This window comes from Psychrobacter sp. van23A, from assembly GCF_030845275.1.
In the GTDB taxonomy this organism is placed as follows: domain Bacteria; phylum Pseudomonadota; class Gammaproteobacteria; order Pseudomonadales; family Moraxellaceae; genus Psychrobacter; species Psychrobacter faecalis.
The window spans coordinates 1,114,873-1,135,547 of sequence record NZ_CP132595.1 but is presented as its reverse complement, the minus strand read 5'-3'; the positions used below and the strand labels follow the sequence as shown (position 1 = coordinate 1,135,547).

15 protein-coding genes are annotated in these 20,675 nt (G+C 41.6%); 8 read left to right on the top strand and 7 right to left on the bottom strand.

The features are described 5' to 3' along the window. The first annotated feature begins 14 nt into the window (after positions 1–14). Both RAH45_RS04960 and RAH45_RS04955 read left to right on the top strand, forming a co-directional pair. Positions 15–2,960, top strand: a complete 2,946-nt coding sequence (locus RAH45_RS04960; protein ID WP_306495662.1) for a leucine-rich repeat domain-containing protein — start codon at positions 15–17, stop codon at positions 2,958–2,960. Between the two features lie 308 nt (positions 2,961–3,268). Further along, positions 3,269–3,421 carry a hypothetical protein gene (locus RAH45_RS04955; protein WP_290188810.1) on the top strand — a complete coding sequence of 51 codons (153 nt, stop codon included), beginning with the start codon at positions 3,269–3,271 and terminating at the stop codon, positions 3,419–3,421. A 129-nt stretch (positions 3,422–3,550) separates the two neighbouring features. On the opposite strand, the gene RAH45_RS04950 is transcribed toward RAH45_RS04955, so the two are convergent. Together RAH45_RS04950 and RAH45_RS04945 are read right to left on the bottom strand one after the other, a co-directional pair. Beyond that, on the bottom strand, positions 3,551–4,765 hold the full coding sequence (locus tag RAH45_RS04950; RefSeq protein WP_306495661.1) for an IS256 family transposase: 1,215 nt from the start codon (positions 4,763–4,765) through the stop codon (positions 3,551–3,553). A 251-nt stretch (positions 4,766–5,016) separates the two neighbouring features. After that, positions 5,017–5,103 carry a hypothetical protein gene (locus tag RAH45_RS04945; RefSeq protein WP_306495907.1) on the bottom strand — a complete coding sequence of 29 codons (87 nt, stop codon included), beginning with the start codon at positions 5,101–5,103 and terminating at the stop codon, positions 5,017–5,019. A 402-nt stretch (positions 5,104–5,505) separates the two neighbouring features. On the opposite strand from RAH45_RS04945, the gene RAH45_RS04940 reads away from it, so the two are divergent. The 6 genes from RAH45_RS04940 to RAH45_RS04915 all read left to right on the top strand — a co-directional run bounded on the left by RAH45_RS04940 (position 5,506) and on the right by RAH45_RS04915 (position 14,771). Continuing rightward, a complete protein-coding gene (locus RAH45_RS04940) occupies positions 5,506–6,675 on the top strand; it encodes a siderophore-interacting protein (protein ID WP_306495660.1) in 1,170 nt (389 codons plus the stop codon). Positions 6,676–6,764: 89 nt separating this feature from the next. Further along, a complete protein-coding gene (locus RAH45_RS04935; RefSeq protein ID WP_068404790.1) occupies positions 6,765–7,529 on the top strand; it encodes an ABC transporter ATP-binding protein in 765 nt (254 codons plus the stop codon). Next, the gene (locus tag RAH45_RS04930; RefSeq protein ID WP_306495659.1) at positions 7,526–8,500 is read left to right on the top strand and encodes an ABC transporter substrate-binding protein; all 975 of its coding nucleotides are present in this window, start codon (positions 7,526–7,528) and stop codon (positions 8,498–8,500) included. Before RAH45_RS04935 ends, RAH45_RS04930 begins: the two co-directional genes overlap by 4 nt. Continuing rightward, positions 8,497–10,470 (top strand): Fe(3+)-hydroxamate ABC transporter permease FhuB, encoded by a 1,974-nt coding sequence (fhuB, locus tag RAH45_RS04925; protein WP_306495658.1) that lies wholly within the window; start codon positions 8,497–8,499, stop codon positions 10,468–10,470. Before RAH45_RS04930 ends, fhuB begins: the two co-directional genes overlap by 4 nt. A gap of 146 nt (positions 10,471–10,616) precedes the next feature. Beyond that, a complete protein-coding gene (locus tag RAH45_RS04920; protein WP_306495657.1) occupies positions 10,617–12,905 on the top strand; it encodes a TonB-dependent receptor in 2,289 nt (762 codons plus the stop codon). A 153-nt stretch (positions 12,906–13,058) separates the two neighbouring features. Next, positions 13,059–14,771 (top strand): multidrug ABC transporter permease/ATP-binding protein, encoded by a 1,713-nt coding sequence (locus tag RAH45_RS04915; protein WP_306495656.1) that lies wholly within the window; start codon positions 13,059–13,061, stop codon positions 14,769–14,771. Positions 14,772–14,895: 124 nt separating this feature from the next. On the opposite strand, the gene RAH45_RS04910 is transcribed toward RAH45_RS04915, so the two are convergent. The 5 genes from RAH45_RS04910 to ppiC form a co-directional block, all read right to left on the bottom strand. After that, on the bottom strand, positions 14,896–15,189 hold the full coding sequence (locus RAH45_RS04910; protein WP_191692258.1) for a DUF3325 family protein: 294 nt from the start codon (positions 15,187–15,189) through the stop codon (positions 14,896–14,898). 1 nt (position 15,190) lies between these two features. Continuing rightward, on the bottom strand, positions 15,191–16,897 hold the full coding sequence (locus RAH45_RS04905; RefSeq protein WP_306495655.1) for a PepSY-associated TM helix domain-containing protein: 1,707 nt from the start codon (positions 16,895–16,897) through the stop codon (positions 15,191–15,193). A gap of 26 nt (positions 16,898–16,923) precedes the next feature. Next, a complete protein-coding gene (locus RAH45_RS04900) occupies positions 16,924–17,214 on the bottom strand; it encodes a hypothetical protein (protein ID WP_306495653.1) in 291 nt (96 codons plus the stop codon). 60 nt (positions 17,215–17,274) lie between these two features. Then, positions 17,275–19,560 carry a TonB-dependent siderophore receptor gene (locus tag RAH45_RS04895; protein WP_306495652.1) on the bottom strand — a complete coding sequence of 762 codons (2,286 nt, stop codon included), beginning with the start codon at positions 19,558–19,560 and terminating at the stop codon, positions 17,275–17,277. A gap of 752 nt (positions 19,561–20,312) precedes the next feature. Next, positions 20,313–20,591, bottom strand: coding sequence for a peptidylprolyl isomerase PpiC (gene ppiC / locus RAH45_RS04890; RefSeq protein WP_193031961.1), 279 nt, complete (start codon positions 20,589–20,591; stop codon positions 20,313–20,315). Positions 20,592–20,675: the final 84 nt, after the last annotated feature.

The window sequence follows — 20,675 nt, the reverse complement described above, 5'->3', positions numbered from 1 at the left end:
GCACTCAACATTGGATGAGTGCTTTCTATGCTGAAAATAACATAGACTATATAAAAGGTGATGAAATAATGACTAATAATAAAAACACTGAACCTTGGATGCAAGAGCTTTGGAACCTAGCTGATAAATTCCAAATATCTGATGATGTTATTCCTCGCGATGCAGTAGGTTTAGAACAACTAAATGAGTTAAAACTAGAACAACTAAATGAGTTAAAACTAGAAGATCTAGACTTAAAACTAGAAGATCTAGACGCTGAGGCCTTTGAACTAATTAAGTTAATCTCAAAATTACCCAATCTAAAAATCCTCGACTTAAGTTATTATGGAGGCGAATCTCTACCAGAGGAAATTGTTAATCTAACCTCTCTCGAACAGCTTAAAATACATGAGTCAGCATTAGAAAGGTTACCTGAGAATATCTCTAGACTTGAGAATCTTAAGTCCATAGACCTATTTGCGTGTGATGTGCTTCAAGATTTCCCAGATGATTTTTTTCAACTTACGCAGTTAGAGGAGCTACTACTTTATAGTACTGAGCTTTACTCAGATGAAATAGGTTCATTAAAGAAATTGAAAAAGCTATCTCTTTCAGGAGATCTATACGAAATTCCTGTCTGGATATTCGATTTAAAAGAACTTACTGAGCTGTGTTTAAATGAGGTAGCCCTATCAGAGATACCTTCAGAAATTGGTGAGCTCACAAAGTTAGAGTATTTAGACTTAGGAGTCAACGAACGTATAACTAAGCTACCTGAAAGCTTCGGTAATTTAACCAATCTAAAGCACCTCTCGCTAGATTGCTGTAGCTTACAAAGCCTCCCAGAAAGCTTTGTTAATTTAACCCAGTTAGAAGAGCTAGAGCTAGGTCCTAGTGATATGAATACCTTAGACCGTCTGTCTCATGGAGTCACTGAGTTTCTCACTCAACTGGGTGATACCGTTTCTGGTTGGGAAAAGAAAGAACCCGCCGAACCTTGGATGCTAGAGCTTTGGGATTGGGCTGATAAATCTAAGATATCCGAATATGATATTCCAAGAGATGTTGAGTTTCTACAGAACCCCTATGCAATTACCCTTGATAATTTAACTGCCAAGAAGTTATCTGAGTTCTGTAATAAGTTCGCACAACTAAAGAATTTGGATTTTCTTCATATATACTTAAAAGGCTCCTTAAGTAATATCCCTAATGGGATTGGTAACTTTAGCAATCTTAAATCACTAACTATCAGGGGTTTTGGACTAACGTCACTGCCTAAAACTATTGGTAACTTAGAGAACCTAACAAGCTTAGACATTAGTGGTAACCAGCTAACATCACTGCCTGAAACTATTGGCAACCTAGAAAATCTGACAGACTTAAGTATTGATGATAACCAGCTAACATCACTGCCTGATAGTATTGCTAACTTAGAAAACCTAACAAGCTTAGATATTAGTTTTAGCGAGCTAACATCACTGCCTGAAACTATTGGTAACTTTAGCAATCTTAAATCACTAACTATCAGGGGTTTTGGACTAACGTCACTGCCTGAAACTATTGGTAATTTAGAAAACTTAACAAGCTTAGGCATTAGTGGTAACCAGCTAACATCACTACCTGAAACTATTGGCAACCTAGAAAATCTGACAGACTTAATCATTAGTGATAACCAGCTAACATCACTGCCTGATAGTATTGCTAACTTAGAAAACCTAACAAGCTTAGATATTAGTTTTAGCGAGCTAACATCACTGCCTGAAACTATTGGCAACCTAGAAAATCTTACAGACTTAAACATTAGTCGTAACCAGCTAACATCACTGCCTGATAGTATTGCTAACTTAGAAAACCTAACAAGCTTAGGCATTAGTGGTAACCAGCTAACATCACTACCTGAAACTATTGGCAACCTAGAAAATCTTACAGACTTAATCATTAGTGATAACCAGCTAACATCACTACCTGAAACTATTGGCAACCTAGAAAATCTTACAGACTTAATCATTAGTGATAACCAGCTAACATCACTGCCTGAAACTATTGGCAACCTAGAAAATCTTACAGACTTAAACATTAGTCGTAACCAGCTAACATCACTGCCTGAAAGTATTGGTAACTTAAAAAAACTGACACGCTTAGAAACTTGGAATAACCAGCTAACATTATTACCTGAAACTATTGACAACCTAGAAAATCTTACATACTTAATCATTAGTGGTAACCAGCTAACATCACTGCCTGAAAGTATTGGTAATTTAGAAAACTTAACAACCTTAGACATTAGTGATAACCAGCTAACATCACTGCCTGAAAGCATCATCAATCTCACTGAATTATTCTATATTTCACTTTCAGGTAACGAGCTTAATAATTATTCCGATAAAGTTAAGGATTTTTTAATTCAACTGATTAATAACAATGCTCTTGATGATTGGCAACCTCAAGATTTTGTTAAAGAACAACCGACAGACAATATTATTGAGTCATATATTCACAGTGTACCTAATGAGGTAAAAGAAACTGTTAATTTAGATGACTTTGACCTTAGTGAACTAGAACAAGAAATTATAGACCGCTTAGATCAAATCATTGTTAATAATATTGCTCACTTTAGAGAGCAAGGTGATTTTAAAGTCAGGCCAGGCTATGGTTATGATAAGTTCTATTTAGACTGGGTTGATGGTTCGTATGATATGAGCCTTCAAAGCTTGATTCACTACATTATGTATGAAGACGGTATCTATAAAAAAGTACTGAATAAAAATCAGTATGCTCGTCTTCTCCATATAGTCAATGAACAACCTGAGTCAATTTTTAGTGCTGATGAATTAATTGATGAAAATTACAGTCAATTACAATATGACTTTTTAGACTATTTTTACTATACATCCATTAAGTTTGTATACGATAAATTAACAAGCCTTGATTTTGATGTCTCTGATGCTTTTTCTGAATACCTAGGAATAGACCCATATTAGGAATAGACCCATATGATGAGGATTATGACGAGGAAGATGATGAAGACTACGAATCAGAAACTGAAGATGACTCATCCAATATAGCTACTTATGACTCTTTTGAAATAACGGAACCTGCGCTGATTATTCGTATCAATCTAGAAGACTCAGACAATATTAGTGCGCAAGACCTGTACAACACTACTCGCAGTGCATGGAGAATTAATCTAGAGCGTGCGAATAACGTAGAGTATGTATTATCAGTTCACCAAGGTATTGTAAAAGAAGTCTATAAAGTATCTGGGTGGTATGATGCGGGAACTACTTTTATGCCAAAACGTGAAGACATTATAGGTTCTGGGCGCTATGAATTCGTTGGGACAGTAGCTGAAGATGCTATTAGAGATAAGTATCTGAATGCATCGGTTAAGCATTTGTTTAAAAAAGGAAATGCCCAGCCTGTCATGTACTTTAACTGCTAGGCTAGCAAATCCACTGTTTATACTCAAAAAAAGGAGATTTCTATGTCTAGTCTTTTTTCAAAAATTGCGGGCATCTTTGGCAAGTCAGAACCTAAAGAGAGCCCATCCCGAATTCTGTGTAACTGCCCTTTAGATTAAATGCTTACTGATACGATCATCAAACATAATCATAAAGCGATTAAGAGCAGACGTCCAGTTACGGATGGGCATCGACCACCTTGACGACGCCTGCTGAGTTGCTAGGTAGACTACCTTGAATGCTGCCTGATCAGACGGGAACACCTTACGCTTATTCACCGCTGTCCGAATCACGCTGTTTAAAGACTCAATAGCATTGGTGGTATAGATGGCTTTTCTGATATCTTTCGGATACTCAAAGAACACCGTTAAGCCCTCCCAGTTATTACGCCAAGACTTGATGACATGCGGGTACTCTGTGCCCCATACCTCATCAAAGTGTTCAAGATTGGCCTCTGCCATCTCAAGCGTATCAGCACCGTAGATGGCCTTTAAATCAGCTGCTACGGCCTTCTTGTCCGTCCAAGGTACGAACTTCATCGAATAGCGCACCATATGCACGATACACAGCTGAACCTGAGCGTTAGGGTAGACGGTGTTAATGGCATCAGGGAAGCCTTTTAGGCCGTCGACACAGGCAATAAGAATATCTTGAACCCCGCGGTTTTGTAGCTCAGTGAGAACACCAAGCCAGAATTTAGCGCCCTCGTTCTCTGATAGCCACATGCCAAGCAGCTCTTTTTTACCATCAAGAGCAACGCCTAAGACCAGATAGATCGCCTTGTTGATGATCTGCTTGTCTTGGCGTACCTTAACGACAATGCAGTCTAAGTAGACGATAGGATAGACGCTGCTCAGCGGCCGGTTCTGCCAAGCGGTGATGTCCTCTAATATGTTATCGGTGACTCTTGAGACAAGAGAGCTTGAGATGTCGACATCGTAGAGCTCTTTAATGCTCTCTACAATCTCGGTGGTGGTTTGACCCTTGGCGTAAAGGAATATGATTTTATCATCGAGACCTGAGATACGGGTTTGATGCTTACTGACGAGTACAGGCTCAAAGCTGCCACCGCGGTCTCTTGGGGTGGATATCTCAAAATCGCCTGTGTCGCTACGGACGGTCTTTTTAGTGTGCCCGTTGCGCTTATTAGGTTTATCCGCCTTTTCATGCTTGGGGTAGCCGAGATGGTCTTCCATCTCAGCTTCAAGGGCAGTGTCGATAAAGGACTGCATGAGTTGCTTCTGAAAGCCTTTGATGTCATCGAAGCTTTTCATACTACCAGCCATTTGCTCGGCCAGTTTTTTAATGTCAGATTGAGTAGTCATTGCTTATTCTCCTGTTAGTGGATTATAAGCAGTTACACAGTTTTTAGGAAAGGCTCAGCTATTCAGTCTAATTGCTAAGTTTATCTAACATATTAAAAGCTCAAAAATCAGCACCGTGTCCAAAACGTGACCAAATCATAAAAAAGTAAATATAGAAAATAACCCTAACCTTAATTTTAGGCCTTGGAACGTCATATATATAAGGCTCTACCACTTATTTCTCTGGGTATATTTTTCAATTTTGTAGTTCCTCAAGACTCTTCATCCTCCTTAGTATTCAGCTCATAAATAAATAAGTCACCTACCTGCACATCTAAAAACTCACATAACTGGTTGATGGTATTGAAGTCAATTCTTGATGACTATTCATTGTATAACTTATGAAGTGTTGAAATGCAATGGCTTAATAACTGATGAGTAGGACGGGACACCTTCTACTTTTTAGCATGAACTTTATCCATTACAAATCAAATCACAACTTCCTATTTATAAATGCATTGACAGTCAGCCTTATTAACGTAATAATAATCTAGATGTTAATGGTTATCAATAACGATTAGGTGTTTTTAATTCACATTATCGATTACTAATTCTATCGTCTTGCTTGGCTCGCAATACTTATTGATTAAACTTTTGCTATTTTTATCTCTATTCTCCGCTACCTTATATTTTCAGATGCTATTTACTTGACGGTTATATGAATGAACCGTTATATGATTTTTTGGCTTGGATGACCCTTTATGGCTGAAACGCTTACTCGTTATGATACCGATAAAATCCCATTAGCCATTGCTGATAAAGCCATGTTTATTCATCATCTTAATGAAGAGCATCAAGATGAACTTGCGATGTTTATCAATGCCTTTACCCCTGCCTCAGTCGGCGAGTACGATATAGTATCGATAAAAGAGCTGTATCCTGACGGCCTTTTGTTAGATGTTATGACGATGAATCGGTATCAAAATAACTCTAATGCGTTAAAAGATAGCAGTTCTACAGATAACAGCCTCGCTGAAAACCTTTCTAGTGTTAATCATCAATACTTTATCAACTTTTTTGTGCCTATTAGTAACGCTGAGACACTACATGAGCAATATATAGCGTTATTGCAGGCATCCGCTACTAAGCTTGGTAAGCGTACGATCAAGCTTCAAGAACAGCACTTTCGCGTGATTGATGGTTATTATGTCAGTCCTAATATGTATCGACTGGTGGTCACAGCACCCGATAATATCCCACTCAATCATCCAGGCTACGCGTATTTATTTGAGTTAAATGCTGAAGTTTTATCTACCATAAATGGTGAGTCAGAAAATAACGATAAACCTTTACAGCGCTACTACACCCTGCGAAAAGCATGCCGAGATCCAATCAGCTCGTCTGTTCAAGCTTGGATAGATGTTTATATCCATGGCGACACGCCAGGTGGTAATTGGGCACGCTCTCTCGTCTGCGGCATGCCAATAAAAACGGTGCGCGATTATCCAGAAAAAATAGAACACCTCAGTGAGGGGCAATGCTTATTAATTTGCGATGAAACCTCTTTACCTACCGTCGCCAATCTATTAGAAAACTGGCAAAATCCGTTGCCGCCCCTTGTCATTGCTATCACCGAAGATCCAGAAGATATCAGTTATTTACACACTCTCAATCTCTGTCAGCACTTAGGTCATGATGAGCGTTTTCTACAAGAAAATTTACTTCATATCATTAAGACGCCAACAACCGAAATTCCTGAACAAATCATGAGCTTATTACATGCAAGATCAATAACATTGCCTCTTAAGATTGGCAAGGTATGGGGTGCGCTTGAAGCGGCGGATATCAAGTCATTAAGACAACGATTAAAATCCACCCTTGGTTTATCTCGTCAAGATATGGTCATAAAAGTCTATTGGCGCGCTCAATAACTGCTTCAATTCCATAAATAAAATGAAAATCATTTGCATTAACCAGCTACTTTTCTTTAAAATGCCCCATTTACTTTCGACTGCTCACTATGATGCACATCAATAATTTAAGCTTAATACGTCAAAAAAAAGTTTTGCTTCACCCGACTTCTTTTATCATCGAACCAAATAAACTGTATGCCCTCATTGGGCATAATGGTTCTGGTAAATCTAGCCTTATAAAAGCCATGGCAGGAGAGATGACACCCACGCAAGGTGGCATTGAAATAGAAAATACAGATTTGCGAAGTTTTTCTGCTAAAAGACTGGCGACGCATCTTGCCTATTTACCGCAAAATCTACCTGATGCGGGTGCTTTTACAGTCTATGAGCTTGTGATGTTGGGCAGATACCCTCATCAAAAGTGGCTGCAAAAGCCGACTGCTGATGATCATCAACAAGTAGAAAAAGCCATCGCCCTCACTCAAGTTGACGCCTTTAGAGATCGTCAAGTATCAACGTTGTCAGGTGGTGAGCGCGCGCGCGTCTGGTTGGCGATGTGCCTTGCCCAACAGACAAAGTATCTGCTATTGGATGAGCCATTAGCGGCGCTGGATGTGGTCTATCAAATAGAAGTGTTAAAGCTGATTCGTCAATTGGTCGATGAGCAAGGCTTAGGTGTTGTGATTATCCTGCACGACCTAAATTTAGCAGCAAGATTTTGTGATGAATTTATCGCTTTAAAACAAGGCAAGTTGTGCCATATGAGTGATGTCAAACGCACCATGGAAAAGGATGTACTGCGCTCCATATTTGGTGTCGATTTTACCCTACTAACCCATCCTACCACTACTCATAAAGTCGCGGTTATATGAAAGCGCTCACCTTTTCGTTCGGGCTATGTGTGGCATTATGCTCAAGTTTATTGTTAAGCGGTTGCCAGTCGTCTGACGCCACCTCACAATCACCACAAGCGCCACAAGCAATGTCGCCTAAAGACAATCAAAAAACACCTAAAGTCATGACGCCTGATTGGGGTATTGCGGCGACGCTGACTGCCATGGGATACCCACCGGTTGCTATGGGCGATAAACCTTTCTATAGAGAATGGGTTGGTAAGCCTCTTATACCCGATACGACTCTCGATGTAGGAACACGCTACCAACCCAATCCTGAAATGCTCTCACAGCTAGACTTAGATTTGGTCATAGACAACGATTTTTATGCGCATCTACGTCCTATGTACGGCGATTTGCCTATCCACTCTATTGAATTGACCAGTCCTAGCAACATTGCAAAGTGGGAGGACTTTATAGAACCGACGTTAGAATTGGGTCGATCTATCAATAAACCGCAAGCCGCGCAAGATTATTTAGACAACAGTAAGAAACAAATCATTCAAGCAGGACAGACTTTTCACGCGCGTTATCCTCATATCAAAAAACTGGCTGTCGTGCAATTTGCCGATACCAATAATTTGCGTATGTTTTCTTATAATAGCTTGTTTCAACCTGCTTTAGAGACGATGGGACTACAGCTAGTGGCGTTGGCAGATGGCAATCAATGGGGGTTTACGCCCATTATGCTAGGAGATTTAGCGCAGCTTGATGACGATACTTGCCTTGTGGTCGTTGAACCTCTTAGTGACCTTCTCAAACTTGAATTAGAAGACAGCTTAGTGTGGCAGCGCTTGGGTTATTCCTTTGATCAAGCGCATGCATCTAGCAAAAAAGGCCGCTGTATCACCTTACTGCCTGCGACATGGAACAACAGTGGCGTGGCTTCTATGAATGTCTTGGCCGAGCGCTTAACGAATGTCACTTTTGTAGGCCATACCGATTTATGATGAATAAAAATAATTTTTTGTCAGCTAACCGCATTTATATGATGGTCGTTTTTTTAATACTGCTAGCAGTACTAAGCAGTTATGCAGTCGTACATCAGCTATGGCCCCTCACTTTTTTAGAATTGTTCACACCCTCGTTTGAGCTATCACTTTCGGATATGAGTGTCCAGCTACAAATCCTACCGACCATGTTGGTAGCATTGACCGCTGGCGGTCTTTTAGGATTGGTCAGTGTGTTATTACAGCAGCTGGTGAAAAATACACTGGCTTCAGACACGACATTGGCAGTCGGTAGCGGTGCAAACATGGCGCTGCTCATTGTCACGTTATTCCTGCCTACTTTAGCGTTAGGGGGAAGTTTTTGGGTCGCCTTTGTTGGCGCGCTTGGTAGTATGGCGATTGTATTTCTTCTAGCTGCGCCTAGCCGCATGAATCCTTTGGTATTGGTGCTTGGCGGACTGGTGACCAATATTTTATTGGGCGCTATTACTGCTTTATTATTGATTTATTATGCCGAAGAAACCTTAAACGTTATGGTCTGGGCGGCGGGCAGTCTCACGCAAAATAACTGGCAAGTTTCTGCCGTATTAAGCACCGCTAGTGTGGTCGCCTTTATTAGCTTAATGCCTTTATTAAAACCATTAGAAATAATGAGCTTAGATGATAGGCAAGCCAAAAGTTTGGGCGTTCCTATCAACCTCATTCGTGGATTGGTGGTGGGATTGGTGGCCCTACTGACCGCCCTTGTCGTCAGTCGCGTGGGCCCTATTGGTTTTATTGGCTTAGGGGCTGCCACACTGGTTAATGTATTTTCGGTACGGCGTATTGGTTACCGCCTGCTTTTGGGTTATGTGTTTGGGGCGCTGTTGTTATGGATCACCAGTAATGCCACGACGCTATTACAACATTATTTAAGCCTAAATATTCCTGCTGATGCAATGACGGCCATCCTTGGTGCGCCATTGGTGATATGGTTAATCGTGAGCCAAAGTCGTCAGCATACCGATGAGGTTATTCCAACCTTGATTTCAGAACGCCGTGACACTCATTTAATAAGTTGGGGAATCGCCTTAATACTGTTGATCATAGGCGTACTTATCTTTACGGCGACTTCAAATGGCTGGCAGCTTAGTACGCTAGGACATCTAATTGTTGATTTTAGATTGCCTCGTACGTTAAGCGCAGCCGCCACTGGCGTAATGCTAGCCACTGCTGGCGTGCTGCTACAAACCTTGACTCGTAACCCGATGGCCAGCCCTGAAGTACTCGGTATCAGCTCAGGCTCGGCGATAGGCGTGGTACTGGCCTTTGTTTTCCTACCCAGTTTTGGCTATATAGGTATTATATTATCAGGATTATTGGGCGCTTTTATCGTCCTTAGTTTGATCTTATGGCTTGCCCGTCGAATCAATCCAGCTTATTTATTGTTGGTTGGTGTGGCCATTGCCGCATTGATGGGCGGTTTATTAAGTCTGGTAAAAATATCTGGCGATCAACGGCTACAAGCTGTGTTAAGTTGGCTATCAGGTTCTACGTACCTTGCCAGTCCAGAAACGGCATGGATTTTAGTAGGATTGGCTTTTATACTTTTTTTATTAAGCTTTATGGTGATCAAACCATTAGAAATATTGAGCCTAGGTAGCGGGATTGCCCGTGAGCTTGGGGTATCTTTGAGATTGTATCAAAGCTTGATACTCATTCTTGTAGCATTACTGAGTACGATATCAACGTTGGCAGTGGGTCCGCTCAGCTTTGTGGGTCTGATGATTCCTCACCTCGCCAGCACATTAGGCGCGGTGAAGCTCAAACGTCAAATTCAACTGTCCGCTATCTTAGGCGCGGGCTTAATGGTCATAGCAGACTGGGTTGGACGCTATCTTATATTCCCCTATGAGATACCTGCTGGCACCATCGCTGCCATTATTGGCGGGGCTTATTTTCTATATTTGATGCGGCGTATTAGAGCGTAACCTATATGGTTAATACTTCAATAACGACATGACAACATTATCGCTATTTAGGGCTTTGAAAATTTTTAAAATTAATAACGCGCCACTATTGTAATGAAAATGCTTATCATTATAATAGTGATTTAACTTACATATTGGTAACATTCATGCAATTGTCTCGCCTATATTCTGCTCTATTTTGCCTCAAAGCAACTAACAGAGCGCGTCACCCATTTTCAGTAAAATCACTGTCTATCTTTCACCTCTCTACTTCAGTCGTTTTACTTGCTGCAAGCCAAGCAGCGTGGGCACAAACCGATATAAATAATGACAGTCAATCAGATGTGCCAAGTGTGGTGCTAGATACTATCGTGGTGACCAGTAGTGCTGACGCGTCAGCGGATGGATTGCCAGATGCTTATGAAGGTGGTCAAGTTGCGACGGGAAGCCGTGTGGGAATTTTGGGCAATCAAGATATCATGGATACGCCATTTTCTACCACTTCTTATACCAACGAGTATATTACCAACCAACAAGCCCAAAGTGTGGGTGATCTGCTCAAAAAAGACCCAACCGTCCGCGTGGCAAGGGGTTTTGGTAACTTTCAAGAAGCTTACTTTATGCGCGGTTTCATCACCACATCAGATGATACGATGTTTAATGGCTTATACGGTATTTTGCCCCGACAGTATATCGCCACCGAATTATTTGAGCGTGTTGAAGTCCAACGCGGCGCTTCTGCCATGCTAAATGGTGCCGCACCTAGTGGCGGCAATGCTGGTGGTACGATTAACCTATTACCAAAACGTGCTAGTAATGACCCGCTACGTCAATTAACGCTTGGTTATGGTCAAGGTGACCAAGGTAAAGTTGCCGTCGATGTGAGTGACCGTTTTGGCACTGAGGATGCATTTGGCGTGCGCTTTAACGCCGCTTATCAAGATGGCGATAGTGCCATCGATGATGAGTCTTCAACATTAGGCTTGGCAGCGCTTGGGCTAGATTATAAAGGCGAACAATACCGATTATCAGCAGATTTAGGCTGGCAGGACAACAAACTCAAAGAGACTCGCCCTAGTGTCAATCTTGGCGGTGTTTCTCGTGTACCAAAAGCGCCAGACGGCTCAAAAAATTGGGCGCAGCCTTGGACGTACTCAGATGAAAAAGATGTCTTTGGTACCATCAGAGGAGAATATGATTTTAATGATAATCTCACCGCTTATGGTGCTTACGGCATACGACGTGGCGAGGAAGAAAACTCACTAGCCACCTTAACCGTCAACAGTGCTGATGGTGCGGGCACGATTTATCGTTTTGATAACTCTAGAGAAGATTTGGTACAAAGTGCCGAGCTTGGTCTACGTGGTAAATTACAAACCGGTGAAGTGACTCATAACTTGGTGTTGGCCGCAAACCTCTATGATCAAGAAGAAAAAGGCGCATTCGCATATGATTTTGGCAATCAGCTAGCGACCAATTTTTACCGTCCTACCGACTACACGGAAATCCCTTTTACAAGTACAACTACGTTTGGCGGTAACTTAGACGATCCAAAATTAACCAATGAAAAGCAACTCCAAAGCTTTGCACTGGCAGACACCATATCGCTGTTCGATGACAAACTGAAAACCACCTTGGGTGTGCGTCATCAAACTATAAAAACCACCAGCTATGATGCCAACACGCAGGCAGAAACGGCTCATTACGATAAGAATGAGTGGACCCCAAGTATCGGTATTGTCTATCAACCGAACATGGACTGGTCATTCTACGCTAACTATATTGAAAGCTTAGCGCCAGGAAAAACAGCCCCTCAGACAAATAACAGCGCTCCTGTTACCAATGCTGGTCAAGCTTTGGACCCTTACGTGAGCGAACAAACCGAAATTGGCGTGAAGTATGACAACGGGCTTATTGGTAGTAGTTTGGCAATATATCGCACTGATGCCGCACGTGACTATATCGATGCTTCAAACACCTTTATATCTGCTGGTAAAAACCGTCACCAAGGCGTAGAACTGACCGTATTTGGTAGCCCTAGCGAAAATATGCGCCTAAATGCGGGAGTCAGTTATTTAAGTGCCAAACAAAAAGACACCGGTGATGCGGCGTTAGATGGTAATAAAGTCATCGGTCTGCCTACCTTACAAAGTAACGTTAATCTAGAATATGATGTTGCGGCACTCGAAGGATTAACCTTAACCGGTGACATCATCCATACAGGCCCTCGTTATGCCGATAATGCCAATACCTTAAAGGTTGACGGTTATACCACGTTAGATCTTGGAGCTCGCTATAAAACCGTGCTGGCCGGACAAGATGTTACCTTAAAAGGCATGGTAACCAATGTTACGGGCGAAGATTATTGGCAGTCAGTCGGTGGCTATACAGATGCTGGTTATTTAAATGCCGGTGAACCCACGGCGTTAAAAGTTTCAGCGACGTTTGTCTTTTAAATTTAAACGCTAAGCTTCGCCAATGAAACGACTATACTGATTAAATTGTCGTTATGGAATCATTACCAGAGTTAAATAAAAGGGATTAGGCACCACCTACTCCCTTTTGTGCTATCTAAAAATACGCAAAATTCATTTTATTATTGAGTCCTTATGTCCTCTCGCGCTACAGCTTCTCTATATCATATGATCTGGTCGCATTATCGCCTGCCTTTTCTCAAAGTTATCTTACTGAATTTAGTCAATGCGGCGGTCAGTGTGGGTATTATTGCTTATATTAACCACACCTTTATCAGTCAGCCTGTTTTTAATACCTTATCATGGCAGAGCTTAGGCTATTTTTCAGCGTTAGTGGTTCTGCTATTGGTCACGACTTTTTTATCACAATATGCCCTAACCCGCTTGGGTCATAGATTTGTGTATGAGCTCAGAACCAAGCTGGTCAAACAAATCATCGATACCAACGTTCCGCAGATTGACAAGTTAGGAAACGCCCAACTACTCGCCAGCTTGTCTACCGATATCCAATCGATTACCGTCGCCTTTGTCCGTATGCCAGAGTTGGTTCAAGGGGTAATTTTATCTAGCGGAGTCGCTTTATATTTGGGTTGGTTGTCATTGCCACTATTGCTGATCATCATGGTTTGGATTGTAATGACAATTTGGATAAGCACCATTTTGGTGAAGCACGTTTATAAGCATTTAACGGAATTAAGGGAGATTAATGATCTTTTGTATCAAGATTATCAATCTATTATTGAAGGGCGAAAAGAGCTTGCACTTAATCAGCACCGCGCGCAAAAGCTGTATACCAATGAGTTTTTGATTCACGCCCAGTCCTATAAAGAGCGTGTTATTAAAGCGGATACCTTTCACTTATCAGCAGTGAATTGGTCGAACATTATGATGTTTGCAGCGATTGGCGTCGTCTTTGCGGTCTCAAACTATCTGAATATACCCATGAGCGTTGCCACCACTTTTTCTTTAACCATTCTATTTATGCAATCGCCGCTGCTACAAGCCGTTGGCGCTTATCCCACTTTACAAACGGCGCAAGTCGCGTTAGATAAAATACAGACGTTGGCACTTGCTGATTATCAGCCAGCGTTTTTAACCAATATCGCAGCAAATGACTGGCAGACCATCTCACTGAACAATGTGAGCTATCGCTATCAAGGTATAAACCACCATACACAAGAAGGTGTACCTGAAAGAGAGATGCTTACTGATGACATTTTAAAAAACGTCAATCTCACCTTGAAGCGCGGCGAAGTGGTATTTTTGATAGGCTCTAATGGCAGCGGTAAATCTACCCTTGCAAAAATCATTACTGGTATTTTTACGCCTACGACAGGCGCTGTAAAAGTAGACCAGCAGACTATTGATTCGGATAACAATACCAATTATCGGCAGCTGTTTTCTGCCATTTTTAGCGATCAACATCTTTTTAAACAACTCATTGGCAGCCAAGACAATGACCCTGATATGTCCTTAGTAACTGAGTGGCTGCATAAATTAAACCTGCAAGATAAAGTGACAGTAACTGACCATCGATTGTCTACCGACAAGCTGTCACAAGGACAACGCAAACGCTTGGCCATGCTGCTCGCTGTCGCCGAACAAAAAGACTTTCTGCTGCTCGATGAATGGGCCGCCGACCAAGACCCTGCTTTTCGCCGAGTATTTTATCAAGCGCTGATTCCTGAATTAAGAGCCATGGGCAAAACACTGTTTATTATCAGTCATGACGACGGTTATTTTGAGCATGCTGACCGCTTGCTGATGATGAAAGAAGGAAGGCTGACTGAGTTAAATGCAGAAGAACGCCAACGTGCCAGTGCGGACGCCATTGCTATGTTAGAGTAATTGCTTAACTAGAACAATTGCTAATAAGTCGTACTATTAAAATGTTTAATATCAAAGCATACTGCAAGCGGGGAAATTTTATAGCAGCATTTTATTTTGAATTTGGCGCTTTTATATAAACTGACTAGGCCAATTTTTCATAAACAACCATGCTCAAATATACAACTCCTGCTGCTACGATTAAGCTGGCAAACCAGACGACGATAAAGTAACCAGTAGGAGGTGCAAAAAAAGGGAAAATGAAACCTATCAATAGCAGTAGCAACCCCAGCCATCGTAACCATTGCTGTTTAGTGATATATCGTTTCTGCTCATAATGATGAAACTTATCCCTATGTCTTTTACTGGTCATCATTAATGCCATCATACCTAGCAGATTAAATGCCAATAGCAATCCAGATAACAGCGCGTTAGACATACTATACATTTTCCATCTGAAGCTTTGAACGACTAGGCGACTTTATTTTTTGCTGGTGAGATGCTTTCTTAAAACTGACCATATAAGTAATATAAGCAAACAGCAAGGCTAGAATAAAAAACATAACGTCAAAGCTGATGAATAGCACATCGACGCTCAAGATACTGTGAAGCAATCCGCGCTCGGTAGTTAGGCTGTTGAGTAGCGGTGTGAATAAAAGCAATAGAGTAATTAATGATAGTAATAGACGCCACGCCTGACGACTAGACAGTAATAACGTCAGCAAGAAACCAAGCGCCCAGATGATAAAAAACCCATCTACCTCCCACTTGCCTCGCCCTGTTAACTCTAACGGCAATAAACGATTGAGCCATAAAAAACCTATCATCGCTAAAGGCAATCCCGCCAGCGTCGCAATATTGAGCTTTTCTACTAACCAAAATCCCCAATCAGGCTTATCTATAGTGAATAATTGGCGGCGACGTTTAACTGTCCAAAGCACTAAGCCTGTTGCAATCATACCGCAGCCCGCTGTGCCACATAAAAAGTACAACCAACGCAGCCAATTATCAGCAAAGCGTCCTGCATGCAAACCTATCATGACCGCTTGTGTTTCCACAGCGAGCGGCGGCGGTCGACTGTCTTTGAGTATTTTTCCTGTTCGTCCATCATAAACACGAAACACCCCTAGCGTCGATAATTGATGCTCGGCTTTACCGTCGATAATAATCATACTTTGGTCAGTATTGGGATGATTAATACTGACACTAGTCACGGTATAATTGGAGTTACGTTTTCGCCAATCAGATTGTGTCGTGGCAAGCAATGGAGCAATACTAGCCATAGGGGCAGCCTGTAACTCGGTTGCATCCGCTGCCCGATAAGAGTAAATTTCCTTAAAAAACTGCTCATTATCTACCCCAGATACCATGCCTGCCCACGGCATATACAAGGTTATCAAGGTAATGATGCCGGTAAAGGTAATCATCAAATGGAACGGTATTGGCAGCACAGAAAAAGCATTGTGCGCATCAAGCCACGAGCGTTGCCCCTTACTCCAACGAAAGGTAAAAAAATCCGTAAATATCTTTTTGTGGACAATAACGCCTGTGATAATAGCAATCAACATCATCATAGAAGCTATACCGACGATAATTCTGGCCCATATCACACTCATATAATGCAAATCAAAATGCATACGATAAAAGAAGTGACCGCCTACGGTATCTCTTGGCGTATATGCCATTTGGGTTTGCGTATCAAACTGGTATTTTAGCCTTTTGTCATCTGTAGTCACATTAATATGCAGACGTTGAGCAATATTATCGCTATCAATATCTTTAGCAATAAACCAGTTTTTGGCATGGGCATGGGCTTGGGTTTGCTGTAAGTAAGTGATTGCCATAGCAAAACCATCTGACTTATCTTCTAGATTTGTCATATTTTGGTTGTGCGTAGATGCTGAGGATATGAATGGCGTTTGCTGAGAGCGTGCTGGAAGTTCAGGTTGCATCCATGCTGTCAGCTCATTATTAAAATAACTGACCGTGCCCATCAGAAAAATGGTAAACAGCAACCAACCTAATAACAGGCCAAACCAAGTATGGACGTCAGACAAAATGACTCGATAGCCCTTCACTTTAGTTTTACTTTTTGTCTGAATATTACTCATTGTGGCAGTTTGGATCTTAGTAGTGTCTGAGGGCATAATAACAGCCTGATGGTAAGAAAAATCTAAATAGCGACATAATCAATCATCCCTAATAGCCCTGCAATACCGACGATCAGCGTCCATGCCAGCCATAAACGTCGCAAAGAAAATACTAAGACAAGAATGAGCGCGCATACAACAACGCTAGCAATTTGACCCCAATAGATGGCAGAAATCTCATCTATAGGTAAGGCCAAAAACGTCAAACTCGTAAGCACCGCGATGCCATAGCTACCAATAATCGCTAAAAAAATACGACTGAGGACTTTAAACTCAGGTAGATAAAAACCATGACTGCTACGGCGCTTACTCATGTGACTGCCTGCGTATGAAAGTGAAAGATCATGATCGGCATAAAAGTGAAAAGCGATCGATTAAAAGCGATAGGTTAATCTGCCGACTACATTCAAAGGCTCACCGTAAGTCAATTCACTAAAAGTGCTGCCCGCAAGATACTTTTGATTGAACAAATTATTCACATTAACCTGCGCTTCAAGATTGTCGTTAAAGCTATATCTTGCCATGATATTGGCAAGCGTCACGTCATCTTGACCGTACTTTTCAGATTGTTTCGTCACAGGGTTTTTGACAATACCATAGTATCCATTTGACCAGTCAACGCCGCCGCCAATGGTTAAATTAGGGATGATATGATCAAGATTATAAGTGGCAAAAAGATTCAGTGTGGTATCAGCAAAGCCTGTATTGATGGTTTTGCCCTTGTTGTCTTCAGCATTAAAATGCGTATAACCAACACTCGCTTGCAGTTGGTCGCTGATTTGACCAGACACTTGTACTTCTACGCCCTGACTGGTGGCACCTTTTGCTCCGTAGTAGGCTTTTTCCAGATCGGTGCCGGGTATTATTTGACCACCATCAAGTTGAGCAAGGTTGTCCTGCTCGATTCTAAAAATACTCACTTGGCTTTGTAATGCGCCATTATCTGACTCACTTTTTAGACCGATTTCATAGTTTTTACCTTCAATAGGATCGAGGAATTTGCCATTTATATCACGCTGATTTTGAGGTTTGAAGATATCACTGTAGCTGGTATAAAGACTGTGATTGTCATTAATCGCATAGGTAATACCTGCGTACGGAGTCCAGATGTGTTTGGCTTTCGTGTTAACGTTACGGCCATACTGCACACCTGAGCGTTCAAAATCAGACACACGCGTGCCTAAAATAACGGCTAAAGGATCCGATAATTTGAGCTGAGTTGCTGCAAAAATAGCTTTTTCTTTGGTTGTGACATCTGAGCTGCGATTGCGCGCTCCCCATACTGGTTCAGGATAACTGCCATCCCAGTCAGAAAAATCTGGGAGCGGCAATATACCATCAGGCGGTGACTTATAAGTAAAAGTATCAAGATCACTTTTGCTATAAGAGCCGCCTACGATGAGCTTATGCGTCTTTCCCAACGCATCAAAGTTACCGGTTAACTTGCTTTTAACATTGAACTGTTTGCGTTCGGTATCGGCATGAAATGGGTTTAGGTTAAAAATCAGTCCGGTATCAGGATTCACGACTTGGTCGCCATTGGCATACATATAAAGCAGCTTTGGACTACTGTCACTCTCGTTATAGCTGGCATTGGTGGTCAAGTTCCAATCGGCATTAAAATCATGGTCAATATCTGCAAAGTAATAGGTATTATCAGAATCCCAGTTTGTCCAATCTGCGCTGCCATTTTTACTGGTATCCCAATCCGCTTTTGACCCATCACTTAGATAGTTTGGCAAGCCGCCCCACATGGTTGATTTTGATTTATTGTGTTGACGGCTAGCACCTACACTGACCGTGGTGCTGTCGCCCAGGTCCGCATCTACTGTGGCATAAAGCAGACTTTGACCCAGTTCTTGACGGTCGATAAAGGTGTCACCATCTTGATAACTTGCCACCACTCGGCCTCGTACCGCACCACTTTCGCTTAATGGCTGGCTACGGTCAACACTGAGACCATACTGCCCGTAACGATCAACATTGGCGGATAGCTCTGTTTTTGGAACGCTACTATCAGCCCGTTTACGTATTAAGTTGACATTGGCAGAAGGGTCGCCTGAGCCACTCATCAAACCAGTCGCGCCGCGTACGATTTCAACATGGTCAAACATCGCGGTATTGGCAGAGTATTCGCCCATGGCAGCTTGCTGGACAAAATCGGTATTTAAGCCGTCAATTTGGAAGCTATTGATAGCAAAGCCTCTTGATGAAAGACCATTACGCGCGCCATCAACGCTACTTACTTGGATAGCAGGCGTGCGTTTAAGCACATCTATTAGGGTGGTTGAGTTTTGATCTTTGATTTGCTGATTAGTAACCACACTGACCGCTTGCGGGGTTTCTTTGGCCGACAAGCCCATACCGGTGGCGCTACTGGTGACAGGGATTGTATAGCTATCAGTATTTTCCGTGACTTGTTTATTGGTCTCTGCCATGACCACGATAGTTGGTAGCGTGGTACTTGGTTCTGACCTATTGTCGTCACGATTGATTTCGCTATCTTCTTCACCGATTTGTTTTTGCTGTGATACTTCAGCATGGATCATAGATGAGCTTACTGCCAACGAAGCAATGGCTGAAAGGTGCATGGTTTGCTTAACGAACCAACTTAAAGGGTTAGGGTTAGGTTTATGCTGTTTTCTATTTTGTGTAATCATAAACATCAATGCTATCTCAATGAAAGTGAGGAGAATTTGAGGGAAGGCAGTTATTCAAGACAATAGTGCTTACTAATACATGTCAGCTTTGTAGAGCGTCATGAGAAATGAGCTATTTATTAATAGTCTTGGTGAATAAATATATGGTTTGTTACATTAGAGTTTGTACATGATAAAGATAATAATAATGATTATCAATACACTATTGAAATATTTTTGATACAGTGAAGGCCTACGTCATGAGATAGCACTGCTTTTTGACAGAAAACGTCAAAGATGAAAATAGCACAATAAAAAAAGGCCACTTTTAAAAAGGGGCCTCAATTAAAGATAAGCACAGTATTCGTTAAAAATTAAAGGGTTGTCCTAGATAATCAGTTCATTTCTTGTTTAACCTATTGTTTTAGCTGAATGAGCTGTACTCAAGAAACTGTAGAACCAAACTTAGGTAATTCCAATCGCAATTTTGGTTAGTCTCTACCCTAATGGCAATACCGAGTTTATGCTTCTCCTTGAAGTCCCTAACTTCTTTTATCCTACTTGAAGTCAGTTGCCAATGCTGCGGAGCAATAATTTCACCTTTTATCATCAAAAATTCAGCCAATAGCTCATGTTGTGACGTATTAATACCAAACTTTCAGTAATATCTAGAGGTAATGTGCTTTTTTTTGAGCGATGGGCTTATCGTTATTATTTAAGCGACTGGCGTTTTTATATAACTCTCGTGCATTGAGTAAATAAATACCTAACGCTTACGTCCTATAAAGCACCTTAACCACATGCCAGCCAAATTTAGTTTTCACTAAATGCGGGGTAAAAAGTTCGCCGTTAAAGCAAACTTTATCAAATGCTGGTACCATTTGACCTTTTTTAAACTCACCTAAGTTGCCGCCTTTTTTACCTGATGGGCAGGTTGAGTGTTTCTTAGCCAGCACGTCAAACTGCGCACCTTTTTTAAGTTTGGCCATAATGTCATCAGCCAGTTCTTTGTCCTTTACTAAAATGTGTAAGGCGCTAGCGGTACGAGCCATAATGTAAACCTTTTATAAAATATCGATTATCGCGGCATTATATCACTACTGAGTTTGGTTGCTAACCTAACTTAAATGCTCCAC

Coding starts and splice junctions, on each gene's coding strand:
- RAH45_RS04960 (WP_306495662.1), top strand. CDS start 15: ATGAGTGCTTTCTATGCTGAAAATAACATAGACTATATAAAAGGTGAT.
- RAH45_RS04955 (WP_290188810.1), top strand. CDS start 3,269: ATGCCAAAACGTGAAGACATTATAGGTTCTGGGCGCTATGAATTCGTT.
- RAH45_RS04950 (WP_306495661.1), bottom strand. CDS start 4,765: ATGACTACTCAATCTGACATTAAAAAACTGGCCGAGCAAATGGCTGGT.
- RAH45_RS04940 (WP_306495660.1), top strand. CDS start 5,506: ATGGCTGAAACGCTTACTCGTTATGATACCGATAAAATCCCATTAGCC.
- RAH45_RS04935 (WP_068404790.1), top strand. CDS start 6,765: ATGATGCACATCAATAATTTAAGCTTAATACGTCAAAAAAAAGTTTTG.
- RAH45_RS04930 (WP_306495659.1), top strand. CDS start 7,526: ATGAAAGCGCTCACCTTTTCGTTCGGGCTATGTGTGGCATTATGCTCA.
- fhuB (WP_306495658.1), top strand. CDS start 8,497: ATGATGAATAAAAATAATTTTTTGTCAGCTAACCGCATTTATATGATG.
- RAH45_RS04920 (WP_306495657.1), top strand. CDS start 10,617: ATGCAATTGTCTCGCCTATATTCTGCTCTATTTTGCCTCAAAGCAACT.
- RAH45_RS04915 (WP_306495656.1), top strand. CDS start 13,059: ATGTCCTCTCGCGCTACAGCTTCTCTATATCATATGATCTGGTCGCAT.
- RAH45_RS04910 (WP_191692258.1), bottom strand. CDS start 15,189: ATGTCTAACGCGCTGTTATCTGGATTGCTATTGGCATTTAATCTGCTA.
- RAH45_RS04905 (WP_306495655.1), bottom strand. CDS start 16,897: ATGCCCTCAGACACTACTAAGATCCAAACTGCCACAATGAGTAATATT.
- RAH45_RS04900 (WP_306495653.1), bottom strand. CDS start 17,214: ATGAGTAAGCGCCGTAGCAGTCATGGTTTTTATCTACCTGAGTTTAAA.
- RAH45_RS04895 (WP_306495652.1), bottom strand. CDS start 19,560: ATGATTACACAAAATAGAAAACAGCATAAACCTAACCCTAACCCTTTA.
- ppiC (WP_193031961.1), bottom strand. CDS start 20,591: ATGGCTCGTACCGCTAGCGCCTTACACATTTTAGTAAAGGACAAAGAA.